14 protein-coding genes and 1 riboswitch are annotated in these 16,408 nt (G+C 70.6%); of the genes, 12 read left to right on the forward strand and 2 right to left on the reverse strand.

The genetic code is table 11. From position 1 onward, the window contains the following. The first annotated feature begins 316 nt into the window (after positions 1 to 316). The 8 genes from infA (at position 317) to truA (ending at position 5,134) form a co-directional block, all read left to right on the forward strand. The gene (gene infA / locus EYA84_RS11805) at positions 317 to 538 is read left to right on the forward strand and encodes a translation initiation factor IF-1 (RefSeq protein ID WP_007073013.1); all 222 of its coding nucleotides are present in this window, start codon (positions 317 to 319) and stop codon (positions 536 to 538) included. Positions 539 to 629: 91 nt separating this feature from the next. Further along, on the forward strand, positions 630 to 743 hold the full coding sequence (gene rpmJ, locus EYA84_RS11810; RefSeq protein WP_012184307.1) for a 50S ribosomal protein L36: 114 nt from the start codon (positions 630 to 632) through the stop codon (positions 741 to 743). A 214-nt stretch (positions 744 to 957) separates the two neighbouring features. Beyond that, positions 958 to 1,338 (forward strand): 30S ribosomal protein S13, encoded by a 381-nt coding sequence (rpsM, locus tag EYA84_RS11815; RefSeq protein ID WP_117226239.1) that lies wholly within the window; start codon positions 958 to 960, stop codon positions 1,336 to 1,338. A 133-nt stretch (positions 1,339 to 1,471) separates the two neighbouring features. Beyond that, positions 1,472 to 1,879 carry a 30S ribosomal protein S11 gene (rpsK, locus tag EYA84_RS11820; protein ID WP_007073011.1) on the forward strand — a complete coding sequence of 136 codons (408 nt, stop codon included), beginning with the start codon at positions 1,472 to 1,474 and terminating at the stop codon, positions 1,877 to 1,879. Between the two features lie 14 nt (positions 1,880 to 1,893). Beyond that, complete coding sequence (gene rpsD, locus EYA84_RS11825) at positions 1,894 to 2,520, forward strand: 30S ribosomal protein S4 (protein WP_131053088.1); 627 nt, start codon at positions 1,894 to 1,896, stop codon at positions 2,518 to 2,520. 98 nt (positions 2,521 to 2,618) lie between these two features. Continuing rightward, positions 2,619 to 3,641 carry a DNA-directed RNA polymerase subunit alpha gene (locus tag EYA84_RS11830; protein WP_074472529.1) on the forward strand — a complete coding sequence of 341 codons (1,023 nt, stop codon included), beginning with the start codon at positions 2,619 to 2,621 and terminating at the stop codon, positions 3,639 to 3,641. Between the two features lie 34 nt (positions 3,642 to 3,675). Then, the gene (gene rplQ / locus EYA84_RS11835) at positions 3,676 to 4,236 is read left to right on the forward strand and encodes a 50S ribosomal protein L17 (RefSeq protein ID WP_131053089.1); all 561 of its coding nucleotides are present in this window, start codon (positions 3,676 to 3,678) and stop codon (positions 4,234 to 4,236) included. Between the two features lie 67 nt (positions 4,237 to 4,303). After that, positions 4,304 to 5,134 carry a tRNA pseudouridine(38-40) synthase TruA gene (gene truA / locus EYA84_RS11840; protein ID WP_131053090.1) on the forward strand — a complete coding sequence of 277 codons (831 nt, stop codon included), beginning with the start codon at positions 4,304 to 4,306 and terminating at the stop codon, positions 5,132 to 5,134. Between the two features lie 39 nt (positions 5,135 to 5,173). On the opposite strand, the gene EYA84_RS11845 is transcribed toward truA, so the two are convergent. Then, positions 5,174 to 6,340 (reverse strand): hypothetical protein, encoded by a 1,167-nt coding sequence (locus EYA84_RS11845; RefSeq protein ID WP_131053091.1) that lies wholly within the window; start codon positions 6,338 to 6,340, stop codon positions 5,174 to 5,176. A 114-nt stretch (positions 6,341 to 6,454) separates the two neighbouring features. On the opposite strand from EYA84_RS11845, the gene EYA84_RS11850 reads away from it, so the two are divergent. Genes EYA84_RS11850 through EYA84_RS11860 form a run of 3 tightly spaced genes read left to right on the forward strand, consistent with a single transcriptional unit; the run spans position 6,455 to position 9,776 of the window. Continuing rightward, positions 6,455 to 7,060 carry a class I SAM-dependent methyltransferase gene (locus tag EYA84_RS11850; RefSeq protein WP_131053092.1) on the forward strand — a complete coding sequence of 202 codons (606 nt, stop codon included), beginning with the start codon at positions 6,455 to 6,457 and terminating at the stop codon, positions 7,058 to 7,060. A 57-nt stretch (positions 7,061 to 7,117) separates the two neighbouring features. After that, positions 7,118 to 8,806 carry an ABC-F family ATP-binding cassette domain-containing protein gene (locus tag EYA84_RS11855; protein ID WP_131053093.1) on the forward strand — a complete coding sequence of 563 codons (1,689 nt, stop codon included), beginning with the start codon at positions 7,118 to 7,120 and terminating at the stop codon, positions 8,804 to 8,806. A gap of 19 nt (positions 8,807 to 8,825) precedes the next feature. Beyond that, positions 8,826 to 9,776: an aldo/keto reductase gene (locus EYA84_RS11860; RefSeq protein ID WP_131053095.1), complete on the forward strand. Its 951-nt coding sequence runs from the start codon at positions 8,826 to 8,828 to the stop codon at positions 9,774 to 9,776. Between the two features lie 96 nt (positions 9,777 to 9,872). Here EYA84_RS11860 and EYA84_RS11865 read toward each other — a convergent pair whose 3' ends face one another. Then, a complete protein-coding gene (locus tag EYA84_RS11865) occupies positions 9,873 to 15,641 on the reverse strand; it encodes a ThuA domain-containing protein (protein ID WP_236145718.1) in 5,769 nt (1,922 codons plus the stop codon). 393 nt (positions 15,642 to 16,034) lie between these two features. Beyond that, positions 16,035 to 16,143, forward strand: a riboswitch (TPP riboswitch). Between EYA84_RS11865 and EYA84_RS11870 the strand changes: the two genes are divergently transcribed. Then, positions 16,138 to 16,408, forward strand: a 271-nt coding sequence (locus EYA84_RS11870) for a thiamine phosphate synthase (protein ID WP_201272371.1), incomplete at its 3' end; no start/stop codon positions are given. (Overlaps the previous riboswitch by 6 nt.)

Consider the following 16,408-nt stretch of genomic DNA (forward strand, 5'->3'; position numbering starts at 1 on the left):
GTCGTCGCCGGGGCGGCCCTCGGCGTCGGCTGGCGGGCCCGTCACGCCGGCGGGGGCGGACCGGGCGGAGCGTGACGCGGCGGGCTGAACGCCGGGTTTGTCCACCCCGTCGGCGTACTCGGGCCGGTCGGTTTGGCGACGGCGTGCAGGCGGGCGTACACTTTCTGATCGGCGCACAGCGTCCACTCCGCCATGCCCACCAGCGCTTCGGTGGGACGCGGAGCCGCGGCTGGCGCGGGAAATCTGATCTTGATCAGTCACCCGTGTAAGACGTTGTGGGCCGTCCGGAGTAGTCGACGTCAGGACAGCGGAGGACATGCCGAAAAAAGACGGAGCCATCGAGATCGAAGGTCGGGTCATCGAGCCCCTGCCGAACGCCATGTTCCGGGTGGAGCTCGCCAACGGCCACAAGGTCCTGGCTCACATCAGCGGCAAGATGCGGCAGCACTACATCCGCATCCTGCCGGAGGACCGGGTCGTCGTCGAACTCTCGCCGTACGACCTGACTCGCGGGCGCATCGTCTACCGCTACAAGTAAGCCTGACGGCGGCCCGGAATCGTCCCGTGTCCGTCTTCGACGTCCGGTGTCGCGCCTCGTGGCGCCGGGCCAGATGGGAAGTAAGGCAACCGTGAAGGTCAAGCCGAGCGTCAAGAGGATCTGCAACAAGTGCCGGGTTATCCGCCGGCACGGCCGGGTCATGGTGATCTGCACCGACCCGCGCCACAAGCAGCGCCAGGGCTGAACCCAGCCCACACATCACACATGCTCGTCCCAGCCGCGAGCGGTGCGCAGCGCGTACTTTCTCGTGGTTGACCCCCGGTCGGAGGCCGGGGCCCGCTCGGGCAGCGACCATCCCGGTCGCCGGCGCACGTCGCGCCGGAAGGACGGGACGGCCGCGTAGCGGGGTGGGACGGGACCACACCTCCGGCAGAAGACCACAAGGAGTACGCCCGCAGATGGCACGTCTAGTCGGCGTGGATCTCCCCCGCGAGAAGCGGCTGGAGATTGCGCTCACCTACATCTTCGGCGTGGGTCGTACCCGCGCTCTGGAGACGCTCGCCGCCACCGGCATCTCGCCGGACAAGCGCGCCCGGGACCTCACGGACGAGGAGCTGGTCCAGCTCCGTGACCACATCGAGGCCAACTACAAGGTAGAAGGCGACCTGCGCCGCGAGGTCGCCGCTGACATCCGTCGCAAGGTCGAGATCGGCTGCTACGCGGGTATCCGGCACCGCCGGGGACTGCCCGTCCGTGGCCAGCGGACGCGTACGAACGCGCGTACCCGCAAGGGCCCGAAGCGGACGGTCGCCGGCAAGAAGAAGCCCGGCAAGAAGTAGTAGTTCCTCAACCGGAATTCTGGTCCTTCTCCGCCGAGGTCGGCCGGACTCCCACCGGAGCCGGTGTCTACGGAAGTAGCGGGGCGAGAGACCGGAACCCGATCGAGAACCAAAAACAGGAGCGCACAGACTTATGCCACCGAAGGCTCGTGCCGGAGCCGCTGTCAAGAAGGTCCGGCGCAAGGAACGCAAGAACGTCGCCCACGGGCAGGCGCATATCAAGAGCACCTTCAACAACACCATCGTGTCCATCACGGACCCGACCGGTGCCGTCATCTCGTGGGCCTCCGCCGGCCAGGTCGGCTTCAAGGGCTCGCGCAAGTCGACTCCGTTCGCCGCGCAGCTGGCCGCCGAGGCCGCCGCGCGTCGGGCCATGGAGCACGGCATGCGCAAGGTCGACGTGTTCGTCAAGGGTCCCGGCTCCGGCCGGGAGACCGCCATCCGTTCGCTGCAGGCGGTGGGTCTGGAGGTCGGGCAGATCTCCGACGTCACCCCGCAGCCGCACAACGGGTGCCGTCCGCCGAAGCGTCGTCGGGTCTGAGAGGTTAGAGAGAGATGGCTCGTTACACCGGTGCTGACTGCCGCCGTTGCCGGCGGGAGAAGATGAAGCTGTTCCTCAAGGGCAGCAAGTGCGATGGTCCGAAGTGCCCGTTCGAGTCCCGGCCGTTCCCGCCCGGGCAGCACGGCCGCGGTCGGACCAAGGAGACGGAGTACCTGCTCCAGCTCCGTGAGAAGCAGAAGGCCCGCCGGGTCTACGGCGTGCTGGAGAAGCAGTTCCGCGGTTACTACGAGGAGGCCGTGGCCAAGCAGGCCAAGACCGGTGAGGTCCTCCTGCAGATCCTCGAGTCGCGGCTGGACAACGTGGTCTACCGGGCCGGCTACGCCAAGTCCCGGGACATGGCCCGCCAGCTGGTCAAGCACGGCCACTTCATGGTGAACGGCAAGAAGGTCGACATCCCGTCGTACCGCGTCAAGGAGCACGACATCATCGAGGTTCGGGTGAAGAGCAAGGAGCTCACCCCGTTCATCGTGGCGCAGGCCGAGGCCGGCTCCAAGACGGTTCCGGCGTGGCTCGAGGCCATTCCGAGCCAGATGAAGGTGCTCGTGCACTCGCTCCCGGCCCGCCAGGTGATCGACACCCAGGTCCAGGAGCAGCTGATCGTCGAGCTCTACTCCAAGTAAGGGCTCGTTGCGGTGGCCCGCCCGGCGACGGGCGGGCCACCGGAACACGTTGTGTCGTGGACGTCATATAGCGGGCGTCCCGGAAGAGAAGAGAAAACATGCTCATCAGCCAGCGACCGTCTCTCTCCGAAGAGTCGATCAACGAGACCCGGTCCCGGTTCACCATCGAGCCGCTGGAGCCGGGCTTCGGCTACACCCTGGGCAACTCGCTGCGGCGTACGCTGCTGTCCTCCATCCCCGGTGCGGCGGTCACCTCGATCAAGATCGACGGTGTCCTGCACGAGTTCACCACGATCCCCGGGGTCAAGGAGGACGTGGTCGAGCTCGTCATGAACATCAAGGAGCTCTGCGTCAGCTCCGAGCACGACGAGCCGGTCAGCATGTACCTGCGCAAGCAGGGCCCGGGCGACGTGACCGCCGGTGACATCCAGCCGCCGGCCGGTGTCTCGGTGCACAACCCGGACCTGAAGCTCGCCACCCTCAACGGCAAGGGCCGGCTCGACATGGAGCTGACCGTCGAGCGGGGTCGGGGCTACGTCACGGCGGCGCAGAACAAGCAGGCGGGTGCGGAGATCGGCCGGATCCCGGTCGACTCGATCTACTCGCCGGTGCTCAAGGTGACGTACCGCGTCGAGGCGACCCGTGTCGAGCAGCGGACCGACTTCGACCGGCTGATCATCGACGTCGAGACCAAGCCGTCGATGGGCCCGCGTACCGCGCTGGCCTCGGCCGGTTCGACGCTGGTGGAGCTCTTCGGGCTGGCCCGGGAGCTGGACGAGACGGCGGAGGGCATCGACATCGGCCCGTCGCCGCAGGACGCGCAGCTGGCGGCGGACCTGGCCCTGCCGATCGAGGAGCTGGACCTGACCGTCCGCTCCTACAACTGCCTCAAGCGCGAGGGCATCAACTCCGTTGGTGAGCTCATCGGGCGTACCGAGGCCGACCTCCTCGACATCCGCAACTTCGGCCAGAAGTCGATCGACGAGGTCAAGATGAAGCTCGCCGGAATGGGTCTGGGGCTGAAGGACTCGGCTCCGAACTTCGACCCGGCGCATGTCGTGGACACCTTCGGCGAGGCCGACTACGACACCGACGACTACCGCGAGACCGAGCAGCTCTAGTCCGCGCTGCCGCCACACCTGAGGAGCACCAAGCATGCCCACGCCCACCAAGGGCCCCCGCCTCGGCGGCAGCCCCGCGCACGAGCGGCTGATGCTGGCCAACCTGGCCACCTCGCTGTTCCAGCACGGCAAGATCAAGACCACCGAGACCAAGGCCCGGCGGCTGCGTCCGCTCGCCGAGCAGCTGATCACCAAGGCCAAGCGGGGCGACCTCGCGTCGCGTCGGCGGGTGCTGACCGTGGTCAAGGACAAGGACGTGGTCTACGCCCTGTTCGATCAGATCGCGCCGCGGTACGCCAACCGCAACGGTGGCTACACCCGGATCGTGAAGACCGGTCCGCGCAAGGGCGACGCCGCGCCGATGGCGATCATCGAGCTGGTCGAGGAGCTTCAGGTCGCCGAGCCGAAGGTGAACCAGAAGACCGCCGCCCGCAAGGCCGCGCAGCAGGACAAGGTCGAGGCGCTGGCCCCGGCCGACGAGGCCCCGGAGAACCGGTCGGCCGACCAGGACGCCGAGCCGCCGGTGTCGGCGTCCGGTGACACCGCCGCTGCCCGCGAGGACAGCGACCTGGCCACCGAGGAAGGCAAGGCCTGATTCAGGCCGTCGTCGGGCCCGGCATCCCCTCGGGGGTGCCGGGCCCGACCCGTCGAGGAGGTACGACGTGGAGGAGCGCACCCGGCTGCGGCTGGAGGTCGCGTACGACGGGACCGGCTTCTCGGGGTGGGCCGCCCAGCCGGAGCGGCGCACGGTCGCCGGTGTGCTGGTCGAGGCGTTGGACCTGGTGCTCGGGGCCGGTGTCGCGGCCGGGCTGACGGTTGCCGGGCGCACCGACGCCGGGGTGCACGCCACCGGGCAGGTCTGCCACGTCGACCTGCCCGACGAGGTGTGGCGGGTGCAGGAGAGCCGTCTGCTGCGTCGGCTGGCCCGGCTGCTGCCGGGTGACGTCCGGGTACGGGCGATGAGTGTGGTGCCGGACAGCTTCGACGCCCGCTTCTCGGCGACCTTCCGGCGCTACGAGTACCGGGTCACCGACGCGCCCTGGGGCGCCGAGCCGCTGCGCCGGCACGAGATCCTGGGCTGGCCGCGTGCGCTCGACGTCGACCGGCTCGCCGCCACGGCGGCCGGGCTGGTGGGGGAACACGACTTCGCCGCGTACTGCCGGCGGAAGGAGAACGCCACCACGCTGCGGGAGGTGACCCGGCTGGACTGGCGGCGCGAGGCCGACGGCGTCCTGGTCGCCACCGTGCAGGCCGACGCGTTCTGCCAGGCGATGGTGCGCAGCCTGGTCGGCGCGATGCTGGTCGCCGGGGACGGGCGCCGGCCGGTCGAGTGGCCGGCCGGCCTGTTGACCCGGCGGGAGCGGTCCAGCGAGGTCACGGTGGCACCGGCGCACGGACTGACCCTGGTGGCGGTCGGCTATCCCGACGATCCAGCCGAGTACGCCCGCCGGGCCGAGGCCACCCGTCGGCTGCGGGTGCCGGCGGAGACCTGAGCCGTGGTGACCCGAGCCGTGGTGGCCTGAGCCGCCTCCTCAGTTCCCGGTGTCAGGGTCCTGGTCGCCGGTGTCGTCGGTGGGCGTCGGGTCGGGCTGGGTGGCCGTACCGCCGGCCGCCCGCCGTTCCAGCACGTCGCGGTTGAGGTGCATCTCCAGCATGTCGAAGAGGATCTCGCGGACCGTGGTGTCGGCGGAACGGACCACCGCCCCGTCCGTGCGGGTCACCACCGCGTAGGCGAGGTAGTGGCCGCGTACCTGCCAGCCGACGCGGGCGGGCGCGGAGGTGACGACGTCGGTCCCGTCGCCGGCCGACATGCCCCGGAACCGACCCTGCCGCGCGTCGAGCGCCTGCCGGATGCGGTCCCTGGCACGTTCGGCGCTGCTCCGGTCGGTCAGGTTGAACAGCCCGGTGGTGACCAGGTGCTCGCTGTCGGGCGTGCGCAGCGTGGCCCGGACCACCTGGTTGCAGCCGAGCAGGGTCAGCGACTCGGCGACCTCGCCGGTGGCCGCGACCGCGCAGCTCGCGCTGGACTGGGTCCGCAGCACCTCGTAGCCGGCGGTGCTGCCGTCGATCGTCAGGGTGCTGGCCGGGAAGACCTCGCGGGCGGTCAGCGGCGCGGAGTCGGTGTCCCGGGAGTCCAGGTCGCTGGCGGCGTCCTCGGTGTCCTGGGTGTTCTGCGGCTCGGAGGTGGGTGCCGCCTGCTGGCCGATGAACTGCCCACCGTCCATCAGGGCGCCGGCGGTGAGGCCGCAGAGCCCGAGCAGGACGAGTGCGGCGGCACCACCGATCAGCACCTGCCAGGTGCGGTTGCCGCCGGTGCGGGGCGGCGGTGCACTCACCGGTGTGGACGGTGGGGCGGCGGCCGAGGTCGGCTCGTAGCCGGTGAGGGAGGTCTGCGCCGGTGCGGCGGTGCTCGACGCGTACACACCGGAGGGCAGGACCAGGTCGGTCTCCGGCGGGTAGGGCGCCGGTGGGTCGATCGGCTCCGGTGGCGTGACCAGCTCGGGCGGGGGCGGCGGATCCGTGGCGGAGCCCGCTGTCGCCGAGGGCAGCAGGATCTGGTTGGGGCGCGTCAGCGACGGTGTGGGAAAGCGCGACGGGGAGGGGCCGCCCGGGCGGCGGTCGTCGCCGGCCGGGACTACCTCGGCGTCGTCGTCGCCGTACTGGAGGTATGCGTCCTCATCAGAGTCGTACCGGTACATGGTGACCAGAGTAAGGATTTTTACCCCATTAGTGGGCATTTTGCCGGATGTGCGGGAGGCACTGCCTACTCCCGTCGGTCCGGCCCGTTCCGGCTCGGTGCGAGAATGGCCGGCGTGACCGGGGACCACTACTTCACCGCCGAACCGAGCACGCCCGGCCAGGCGCGCGAGGTGCAGTTCAGCGTCGCCGGCCGCGACTACGCCCTGGCGTCGGCGGGCGGGGTGTTCTCCGCCACCCGACTGGACCCCGGCACCGCCGTGCTGCTGCGCAAGGCCCAACTGCCGACCCCGGCGGCCGTCGGACCGCTGCTGGACCTCGGCTCCGGGTTCGGGCCGATCGCCTGCGTCCTGGCCAGCGTCGCACCACAGGCGACCGTCTGGGCGGTGGACGTCAACGAGCGGGCCCGGGAGCTGACCGCCGGGAACGCGCAACGGCTCGGTGTCGCGGATCGGCTGCGGGTGGCCACCCCCGAGGAGGTGCCGGCAGACCTCCACTTCGCGGAGATCTGGTCCAACCCGCCGATCCGGATCGGCAAGGAGGATCTGCACCAGTTGCTCGGCCGTTGGTTGCCGCGACTGGCTCCGGACGGGGTGGCCTGGCTCGTGGTGGCCCGCCACCTCGGCGGCGACTCGCTGCAACGCTGGCTGGTCGAGCAGGGCTGGCGGGTCGAGCGGCACGCCAGTCAGAAGGGCTTCCGGGTGCTTCGCGTCACCCGCTGACCGCCGGGACACGACTAATCGGTTGGCCGCCCGGCCCGGCTCCGGCAGGATGCCGGCGTGGGATACGTCGACGTGGCAGCGGCCGGACACGTACTACCGGACGGTCGTGAACTCTTCACCGACGTGTCGTTCCGGGTCGGTGAGGGTGCCAAGGTGGCGCTGGTCGGGCCGAACGGCGCCGGCAAGACCACTCTGCTGCGGATGGTCGCCGGTGACCTGCCGGTCCGCACCGGCACCATCGCGCGGGCCGGTGGACTGGGAGTGATGCGCCAGTTCATCGGCATGATCGGCGACGACTCGACGCTTGCCGACCTGGCCCTGTCCCTGGCCCCGCCACCCCTGCGCGACGCGGGACACCGGCTGACCGAGACCGAGGCCGCCATGCGCGCGGCCGAGCTGCGCGGCAAGTACAGCACCGCCGCCGGCAAGGCCCAGCTCGCGTACGCGGACGCGCTGGCCGCCTGGGGCGAGACCGGTGGGTACGACGCCGAGGTGCTCTTCGACACCGTCGCCACCATCGTGCTCGACCTGCCCTGGGAGACCGCCCGGCAGCGTCCGGTCCGCACCCTCTCCGGTGGACAGCAGAAGCGTTTCGCGCTCGAACTGCTGCTGCGAGGCCCGGAGGAGGTGCTGCTGCTCGACGAGCCGGACAACTTCCTCGACGTGCCCGGCAAGCGCTGGCTGGAGGCGCGGCTGCGGGAGTCCACCAAGTCGGTGCTCTACGTCTCGCACGACCGCGAACTGTTGGCGCACACCGCCGACCGGGTGGTCGCGGTGGAGGGCGGCAGCGCCTGGGTGCACCCGGGCGGTTTCGCCAGTTGGCACGAGGCCCGGGTGGCCCGTCACGCCCGCCTCGACGAACTGCGCAAACGGTGGGACGAGGAGCACCACAAGCTGCGCGAGCAGATGCTGATGTACAAGCAGAAGGCGGCGTACAACTCGGACATGGCCTCCCGGTACCAGTCGGCGCAGACCCGGTTGCGCAAGTTCGAGGAGGCCGGCCCGCCGCCCGTACCGCCGAAGGACCAGGACATCCGGATGCGGCTGGCCGGCGGCCGGACCGGCAAGCGGGCGCTCGTCTGCGAACAGCTCGAGATCGACGGCCTGACCTACCCGTTCGACCTGGAGGTCTGGTATGGCGACCGGGTGGCGGTGCTGGGCGCCAACGGCACCGGCAAGTCCCACTTCCTGCGCCTGCTGGCCCGAGGGGGCACCGATCCGGACCCGGCCAACGGCCCGGTCGACGGGGCGGCGGCGCTCGCGCCGGTGGCGCACGACGGGACGGCCCGGCTCGGCGCGCGGGTGCGTCCCGGGCACTTCTCGCAGACCCACGACCGGCCGGAGCTGATGGCGAAGACGCTGGCCGAGATCCTGTGGCGGGGCGACGAGCACCGCGCCGGCATGGACCGGCACGCGGCCATGGCCGCGCTCAGCCGGTACGAGCTCGCCGGGCAGGGCGACCAGCGCTTCGGCACGCTCTCCGGCGGCCAGCAGGCCCGTTTCCTGGTGCTGCTGCTGGAGTTGTCCGGGGCGACCCTGCTGCTGCTCGACGAGCCGACGGACAACCTCGACCTGGCCTCGGCCGAGGCGTTGGAGGCCGGGCTGGCCGCGTTCTCCGGCACGGTGCTGGCGGTCACCCACGACCGCTGGTTCACCCGGACCTTCGACCGCTTCCTGCTCTTCCGTGGTGACGGTGAGGTGGTGGAGACGCCGGAGCCGGTGTGGGAGGTCGGACGATCGACATAGGGTTGATCTCGTGACTGAGATGACCTATCGCCGGTTGGGCGACTCCGGGCTCGTGGTGTCCGTCGTGGGGATCGGCTGCAACAACTTCGGCCGCAAACTCGACCTGGACGGCACCCGCGCGGTGGTCGACGCCGCCCTCGACGTCGGGATCAACTTCTTCGACACCGCCGACATCTACGGCGAGCCGCACGGCGCGTCGGAGGCTCAGCTCGGCGCGGCCCTCAAGGGCCGTCGCGACGACGTGGTGATCGGGACCAAGTTCGGCATGTCGATGGGGGGTGGCAACGGGCGGGACTTCAGCGTGCGCGGCTCGCGGCGGTACGTCATCCGGGCGGTGGAGGCGTCGCTGCGCCGCCTGGACACCGACTACATCGACCTGTACCAGTTCCACGAGCCCGACCCGGGCACCCCGATCGAGGAGACGCTCACCGCCCTGGACGATCTCGTCCGTGCCGGCAAGGTGCGCTACCTGGGCAACTCGAACTTCGCGGGCTGGCAGATCGCGGACGCCGACTGGACGGCGAAGACCCGGGGGACCGCCCGCTTCGTCAGCGCCCAGAACCACTACAGCCTGCTCAACCGGGACGCCGAGATCGAGGTGCTGCCCGCCTGCGAGCGGTTCGGCCTCGGCATGCTGCCGTTCTTCCCGCTGGCCAACGGGCTGCTCACCGGCAAGTACAAGCGTGGTGAGGCCCCGCCGGCCGGTAGCCGCCTCGCCGGTGGCGGCCGGTACGCCCAGCGGCTCGCCGCCGCCGACTGGGACACCATCGAGGGCATCGAGGCGTACGCCGCCGAGCGGGGCGTGTCGATGCTGCACGTGGCGATCGGCGGGCTGGCCGCCCAGCCGGCGGTGACCTCCGTCATCGCCGGAGCCACCACGCCCGACCAGGTACGCGCCAACGCCGAGGCGGGCAACTGGCAGCCGGGTGAGGCGGACCTCACGGCGCTGCGCGCGGTGCTCGACCGGTAGGGGGCAGCGCACGCGAAGGGGCCCCGCCCGGCTGGTCGCCGGACGGGGCCCCGATCACCTGCGGAGAGTGACCGTCAGCAGGACTGGCGGTCGCTCCTACAACCGGCGGCCGGGAGCGAGCCGGGTGGGATCGCCACCCAGTCGTCCGGTGCCGGCGACGGAATCACCGTCGTTGGCGCGTACGCCCGCCTTGCTGGCCGTGCCGCCGAGCCGGACGATCATGGCGTCGGTGTCCCGGACCAGCACGTCCCGGATCTCCGCCTCACCGACCAGGGTGGCGTCGCCGGCCAGCCCCCGGAACGCGGTGAGCTGGTTGATCGCCCGCTGGTCGTTACCGGCGGCCTCCGCCGTGCGGGCGTTGGAGAGCCGGTTCGACAGCTGGGTGTGTGCCCGAGCGGTGAGCCGACCCGTCGCCTTGAACCGGTCCAGCAGGTTCTGCATGTCCCGGAACGAGGTGGTGACGAAGAATCGGACCGTCGTGGTGGTGGCGTTACCCGCCTTGTCGGTCGCGGTCACCGTCAGCTCGTGCAGCCCCAGCGGCAGCTCGTACATCGCCTGGAGGGTGCCGCTGACGTACGGGCGGTCGTCGAGCCGGCCGACCACGGTGGCGATCCCCGAGGTGGGGTCGACCGCCTGCCAGGACACCCGTACGTCCTGGCTGTCGCCGTAGAGCTGGCCGTCGGCGATGCCGGAGACCAAGAGCGTCGGCTTGGTGCCGTCGATGCGAACCACCGCCGACTTGAGCGTCTCGGCGTTGCCCGCGTTGTCGGTGGCCCGGTAGAGCAGCTCGTGGGTCCCGTCGCCGCTGATCTCGACCGGCTCGGTGTACGGCGTCCAGTCGCCGCCGTCCAACGACCACTCCAGCGACCCGACCCCGGAACCGGCGTCGGTCGAGGAGAGCACCACCGGGATCGTGCCGTCGTGCCAGCCCGCGTCGTTCGCCGGGGCGAACGCCGCGGTGCTGACCGGCGCGGTGGTGTCGATCCGGACGTCGACCGTCCGGGTCTCCTCCACGTTGCCGGCCTCGTCGACCGAGCGGAACCGCAGCTCGTGCTCACCGTCCCCGGAGACCGCCACCGGCGCGGTGTAGGCGGTCCAGGTGTCGGCGTCGTCGAGCTGGTACTCGGTGCGGGCCACCCCGCTGCCGCCCTCGTCGGTGGCGGTCAGCGTGACCGTCGTCGGGCCGGTGTACCAGCCCTCCACCGGCGTGCCGGCCACCTCGGCGGTGGTCACCGGCGCGGTGTCGTCCACCGTGCCGGTGCTCAGCCGGAAGTAGTCGAACGACACCTGCTTCGAGGCGGTCTGGTTGCCCCCGAGGGCGAACAGTCCCACCTTCGGGGTCGCCCCGACCGCCGCGTTGGTCAGCTCGGTCAGCGTCGTCCAGGTGGTGCCGTCCGCCGAGTACGACCCGGTGAAGGTGTCACCGGTGCGGGCCAGCCGCAGGTGCCACACCGACTCGGTCAGGCCCTCCGGGCCGGGCTGCGGGTTCTGGATCACCCCGTCGATCTCGCTGCGCAACTCGATCCGTCGCGACACCGGCGAGCCGGCCTGGTTGTCGACGACGAAGTCGAACTTGACGTAGTTGTCGTCGTCGCCGTACACGATCAACCCGCCCTGCTGGTACTGCTCGTCCAGCAGGCTGCCGTCGACCTTCGTCTCCAGCGTCCAGTCGCCGTCCGGCGCGTTCTGCAGGATGAAGTTCGTCGGCCCGGTGTTGTCGGTGCCGTAGATGTCACCGTTGGGTACGTCGATGCTCAACGCCCCGTCGGCCACCAGGTAGGCGGTGGCGTCCTCCCGGAGGATCGCGTTCCACCGGCACTTGTCCAGCGCGGTCCCGCCGAACTCGTCGGACGGGTCGACCGGTCCGGCCGGCTCGTCCGGCGTCACCTGGAACCAGTCGAACGCGGCGTCCACCACCGGCGCGGTCGTGCCGCCGTTGAGGGCGAACAGGCCGATCCGGGGGTTCTCGATGCCCTCCAGCGCTGCCGCCCGACCGACCGGGGTGAAGGTCAGACCGTCGGACGAGAGCGACGCCGTCAGGCTGGTGCCGTCGCTGCTGATCCGCAGGTGGACGGTGTCACCGGCCGGTGCCGCGGTGCTGTCGGCACCCTCGTTGCGAGGCGTACCCGCGGTCTCCCGGATGAACTCCACCCGCCGGCTGCCGTTGTAGAGCAGGTCCACCTTGGCGTAGTTGTCGTCGTCGCCGTAGACCAGCAGGCCGGCCTGCTGGTAGTCGGCCGTCACCGGCAGGGTCACCTTGGTGGTGGCCTGCCAGGCGCCCGACGGTGCCGGTTGGAGCACCAGGTTGGTGGCGTCGTTGCGGCTGCCATACAGGTCGCCGGCCGAGGTGGGCAGGCGCAGTGTGCCGTCGGAGACGGACAGGAGCTGGTTCTCCCGCACCACACTGGTCCAACGCTCCCGGTCCAGGGTGGTGCCGCCGAAGTCGTCCGAACGCGTGCCGACGCAGGAGGTGTTCGGCGCGTCGACCCGGACCGGCACGGTGGCGTACGAGAAGGCGCCCCGACTGTCGGTCACCGTCAGGGTCGCGGTGAAGTTGCCCGGCCGCTCGTACGTGTGCTCGGCCTGGAGCGTGTCGGCGGTGCCACCGTCACCGAAGTCCCACTCGTACGTCAGTGGGGTGTCGCCCTCCGGGTCGACGGCGGTGCCACCGAACGCGACGGTGACCGGCGCGGTGCCGGTGCCCGGCGTGGCGGTGGCGGTGACCGTCGGCGGGGCGTTGTCGGTGACGCCCTTGCCGACGAAGTCCGCCCAGTTGACGTTGAACAGCGAACCGGAGCCGCCGCTCGGGTGCCGGGCCACGAAGAACAGAGATCCACTCGCCGGCCCGGTGACCGGGGCGGTGACGTCGGTGTACGTCTGCCAGTCACCGGTGCCCGGGACGGTGGCCGTGGCGACCACCGGTCCGTCGACCGCGCCGGCCCGGACCTCGATCACACCGCCCTCCACGCCGGAGGAGGCGCGGAACCGGATCTCGGAGATCTCGGTCAGGTCGGCCGGGTCCACCGACCACCAGTCGCCGTCCTCGATGAAGCCGATGTTCTCGCCACCGCCTGCGGTGTCGCCGGTGGCCTCGCGCTGCACGCCGGGCTCACCGCCGCCGGTGCCGTCGGCCGTGCGTCCGGTGTCGCTGAAGTACTCGGCCTGCTTGCGCTTCGGCTGGAGGATCTCGATGATCCGCCCGGTCAGCGGGCTGGCGCCGCCGGAGCCGCCCTTGTCGGTGTAGGTCGCCTCCAGCACGGTGAAGACGTCCGCCTCGGCGCCGTGACCGGCGGCGAGCTGGGTCTGCACCGTGCCGCTGCACCCGGTGTGCTGCTCCAGCGGGTGCGCGTGCTCGTCGTGCCCGAGCAGCACCTGGAGCTGGACGTCGGCGCAGTCGATCTCGCCGTCCTCCGGGTCGGTCACTGTGATCGAGTACTTGACCTGGTCGCCCCAGTTGAAGAAGCCACCGTTGGGCGGGAACTCGATCTCCACCGTCGGTGCGGTGTTGCCCACGGTCACCGGGACGTTCGCCACCGCCGTACGGCCGTTGGGGTTGGTCACGGTGAGCTGGGCGGTGTAGTTGCCGGCCTCGGCGTACGTGTGGGTGGGGTTCGCCTCGGTGGAGGTGCCGCCGTCGCCGAACGCCCAGGAGTACGTCAGCACGCCGCCGTCCGGGTCACGTGACCCGGCGCTGGAGAACTCGACCGTCAGCGGCGCCGGACCGGAGGTCGGCTCGGCGGAGGCCACCGCGATCGGGGCCCGGTCACCGGCGATGTAGTCGATCCGGTAGACGCCGGAGTTGTCGTTGTTGCCGCCGAAGCCGCTGCCCCACTCGATCAGGTACATCGCGCCGTCGGGGCCGAACTCGAAGTCCATCGGCCGGATGAAGGTCATCCCGGTGAGCAACTGGTTGATGTCGACCAGTTCCCGCCCGTCGGCGCTGACCTGCATCGTGTACATCTTGGACTGGTTCCACTCGCCGAGCAGCGCCTTGCCGTCGTAGTACGCCGGCCACTTGCGGTCCGAGTCGAGGTCGGCGTCGTACCGGTAGACCGGGCCGCCCATCGGCGCGCCGCCGCCGCCGATCTCCGGGAACCGGGGGTCACCGGTGTAGCCGTAGTCGACGGTGGCCGCGATGGCCGGTGGCAGGTTGGTCAGGCCGGTGTTGTTGGGCGAGTTGTTGACCACGGCGGCGCAGTCGAACTTCGCTCCGCTCGGGCCGGACGGGAACTGGTAGTCGTTGTACGCCTGGTTCCCGCCGTGGCAGTACGGCCAGCCGTAGTTGCCGGCCTCGGCCACGATGTTCCACTCGACCAGGCCCGCCGGGCCACGGTTCGGGTTCGCCGAGGCGGCGTCCGGACCGTAGTCGGCGACGTAGAGGGTGTCGGTGGCCAGGTCGATGCCGATCCGGAACGGGTTGCGGAAGCCCATGCCGTAGATCTCCGGCCGGGTCTTCTCGGTGCCTGGCGGGAACAGGTTGCCCTCCGGGATGGTGTACGTCCCGTCGTCCTCCGGGTGGATCCGCAGGACCTTGCCGCGCAGGTCGTTGGTGTTGCCGGAGGTGCGCTGCGCGTCGTAGTCGGCGCGGCCCGGCCGCTCGTCGATCGGCGTGTACGCGTCCGACTGGAACGGGTTGGTGTTGTCACCGGTCGCCAGGTAGAGGTTGCCGGCCGAGTCGAACGTCATGGTGCCGCCCGCGTGGCAGCAGGTGTTGCGCTGGGTGTCGACCTGGAGGACGACCTTCTCGGAGGCCGCGTCGATCGCGTCACCGCTCACCGTGAACCGGGACAGCACGTTGCGCGCCACCCCGTCGTTCGGGGCGTAGTAGAGGTACACCCAGTTGTTGGTGGCGAAGTCCGGGTCGAGGCGGATGCCGATCAAACCGTCCTCGTTGCCGGTGAAGACGTCGAGGTCGATGGCGGTGACCGTGTTGCCGGTGTCCGGCTTGACGATCTGCACCCGGCCGTCGCGCTCGATGTAGAAGACCCGGCCGTCCGAGGCCACGTCCAGCTCCATCGGGTTGCTGGTGTTGCTGTCCAGCGTCACCTTCTCGAAGCTGGCGGTCAGCGAGGCGCCGCAGTCGGCGTCCTGCACCCCGGCCGCGGTCCGGATGCCGCCGAGCAGATGACCGAGGAACTGCGGCTCGGCGTACGACTCGTTGGTGTGGCCGCCACCGGTGTACCAGGCCCGGCCGCCGTCGTAGTCCTGGCACCAGGCGATCGGGTGGTCGTGACCCATCGCGCCGGAGCCGGGGGAGTAGCTGGTCTCGTCCAGCGTGGCCAGCACGTGCACCTTGCCGCGCGGGTTGGTGCGGTAGTTGTACCACTCGTCGAACCGGGACCAACGGTCCGGCAGGTCCGCGGTGGACGGGTGCGCCGGGTCCTCCACCTTGACCGTGGCCTGCTGGTTGGCCGGGTGGCTGTTGAAGTACGCCCCGACCAGGCCGCCGTACCACTCCCAGTCGTACTCGGTGTCGGAGGCGGCGTGGACGCCGGCGTACCCGCCACCGGCCCGGATGTAGCGCTCGAACGCCGCCTGCTGGTCGGCGTTGAGCACGTCACCGGTGGTGGAGAGCCAGATCACCGCCTGGTATCCGGCGAGGTTCTGGTCGGTGAAGGCGGTGCTGTCCTCGGTGGCGTCCACGGTGAACCCGTGTTCCGCGCCGAGCTGCTGGATGGCGGCGATGCCGCTCGGGATCGAACCGTGCCGGAAGCCGGCGGTCTTGGAGAAGACCAGCACCGAGAACGGGTCGGCCTCGGCCTGCGGGGCCGGCGCCTGGGCTACCGGAACGGGGGCGGCCTGGGCGGCGGGTGCGCCGGCGAGCGTGGTCGCGGCCAGTCCGAGGGTGAGAAGGGTGGCGGTCATGGGCACGCGCATACGGCGTGGTCGGAACACTCCGGTCTCCTTGATCCTTGCCGGACAGGGGTCGCGGGGGCCGGCTCGCCGAAGACCGTCCCTGATGGAGCCGCAGCCGGAGTGCCGTGCCAGGGCTTCCGTTGCGGCATTATGTCGAATCGCTGAACAAATTAATTCCGCTGAATCGATCCATGGCAAGGTTTCGATGGGTAACGTTTCGGTATCGGTGGGCTGTAATTACCGTTTTTATGTGTGAAGCACGCATTCCCCCTGTGCAAGGCGGGGTCCCCTGCTAACGCCTGCGGTAGAGGAAGGGACCCCTCCTAACGCCGGCGGCGGAGCAGGCCCCCCTGGCGGGACGCACCTTGGCAGGTCAGCGGATCTGTCGTACGGTGGCCACGCAAGTGACCCACGGGAGCCCGGTCGACCGGGCTGAGAGGGGGGCTGTGAGCCCCCGACCGTCGAACCTGATCCGGGTAATGCCGGCGCAGGGAGGAGAGTTGCCGTGCCGTCCCTGGGACGACTGCATCTGATCACCGACACCCGGCCCGGGCGGGATCCGCTCGCCGTGCTCCGGGCCGTACTGCCGGTGGCCCGTACCGAACTCCTGGTGCAGGTCCGGGTCGAGGACTCCGCGACCGACCGCGAGGCGTACGACCTGACCCGACGGGTCCTCGCCCTCTGCGCGCCGTACGCGGTCGACTGCCTGGTCAACGACCGGCTGCACGTGGCGTTGGCCACCGGCGCGGCCGGTGGCCACGTCGGCGCGGACGACC

Source organism: Verrucosispora sp. SN26_14.1, assembly GCF_004307965.1.
In the GTDB taxonomy this organism is placed as follows: domain Bacteria; phylum Actinomycetota; class Actinomycetes; order Mycobacteriales; family Micromonosporaceae; genus Micromonospora.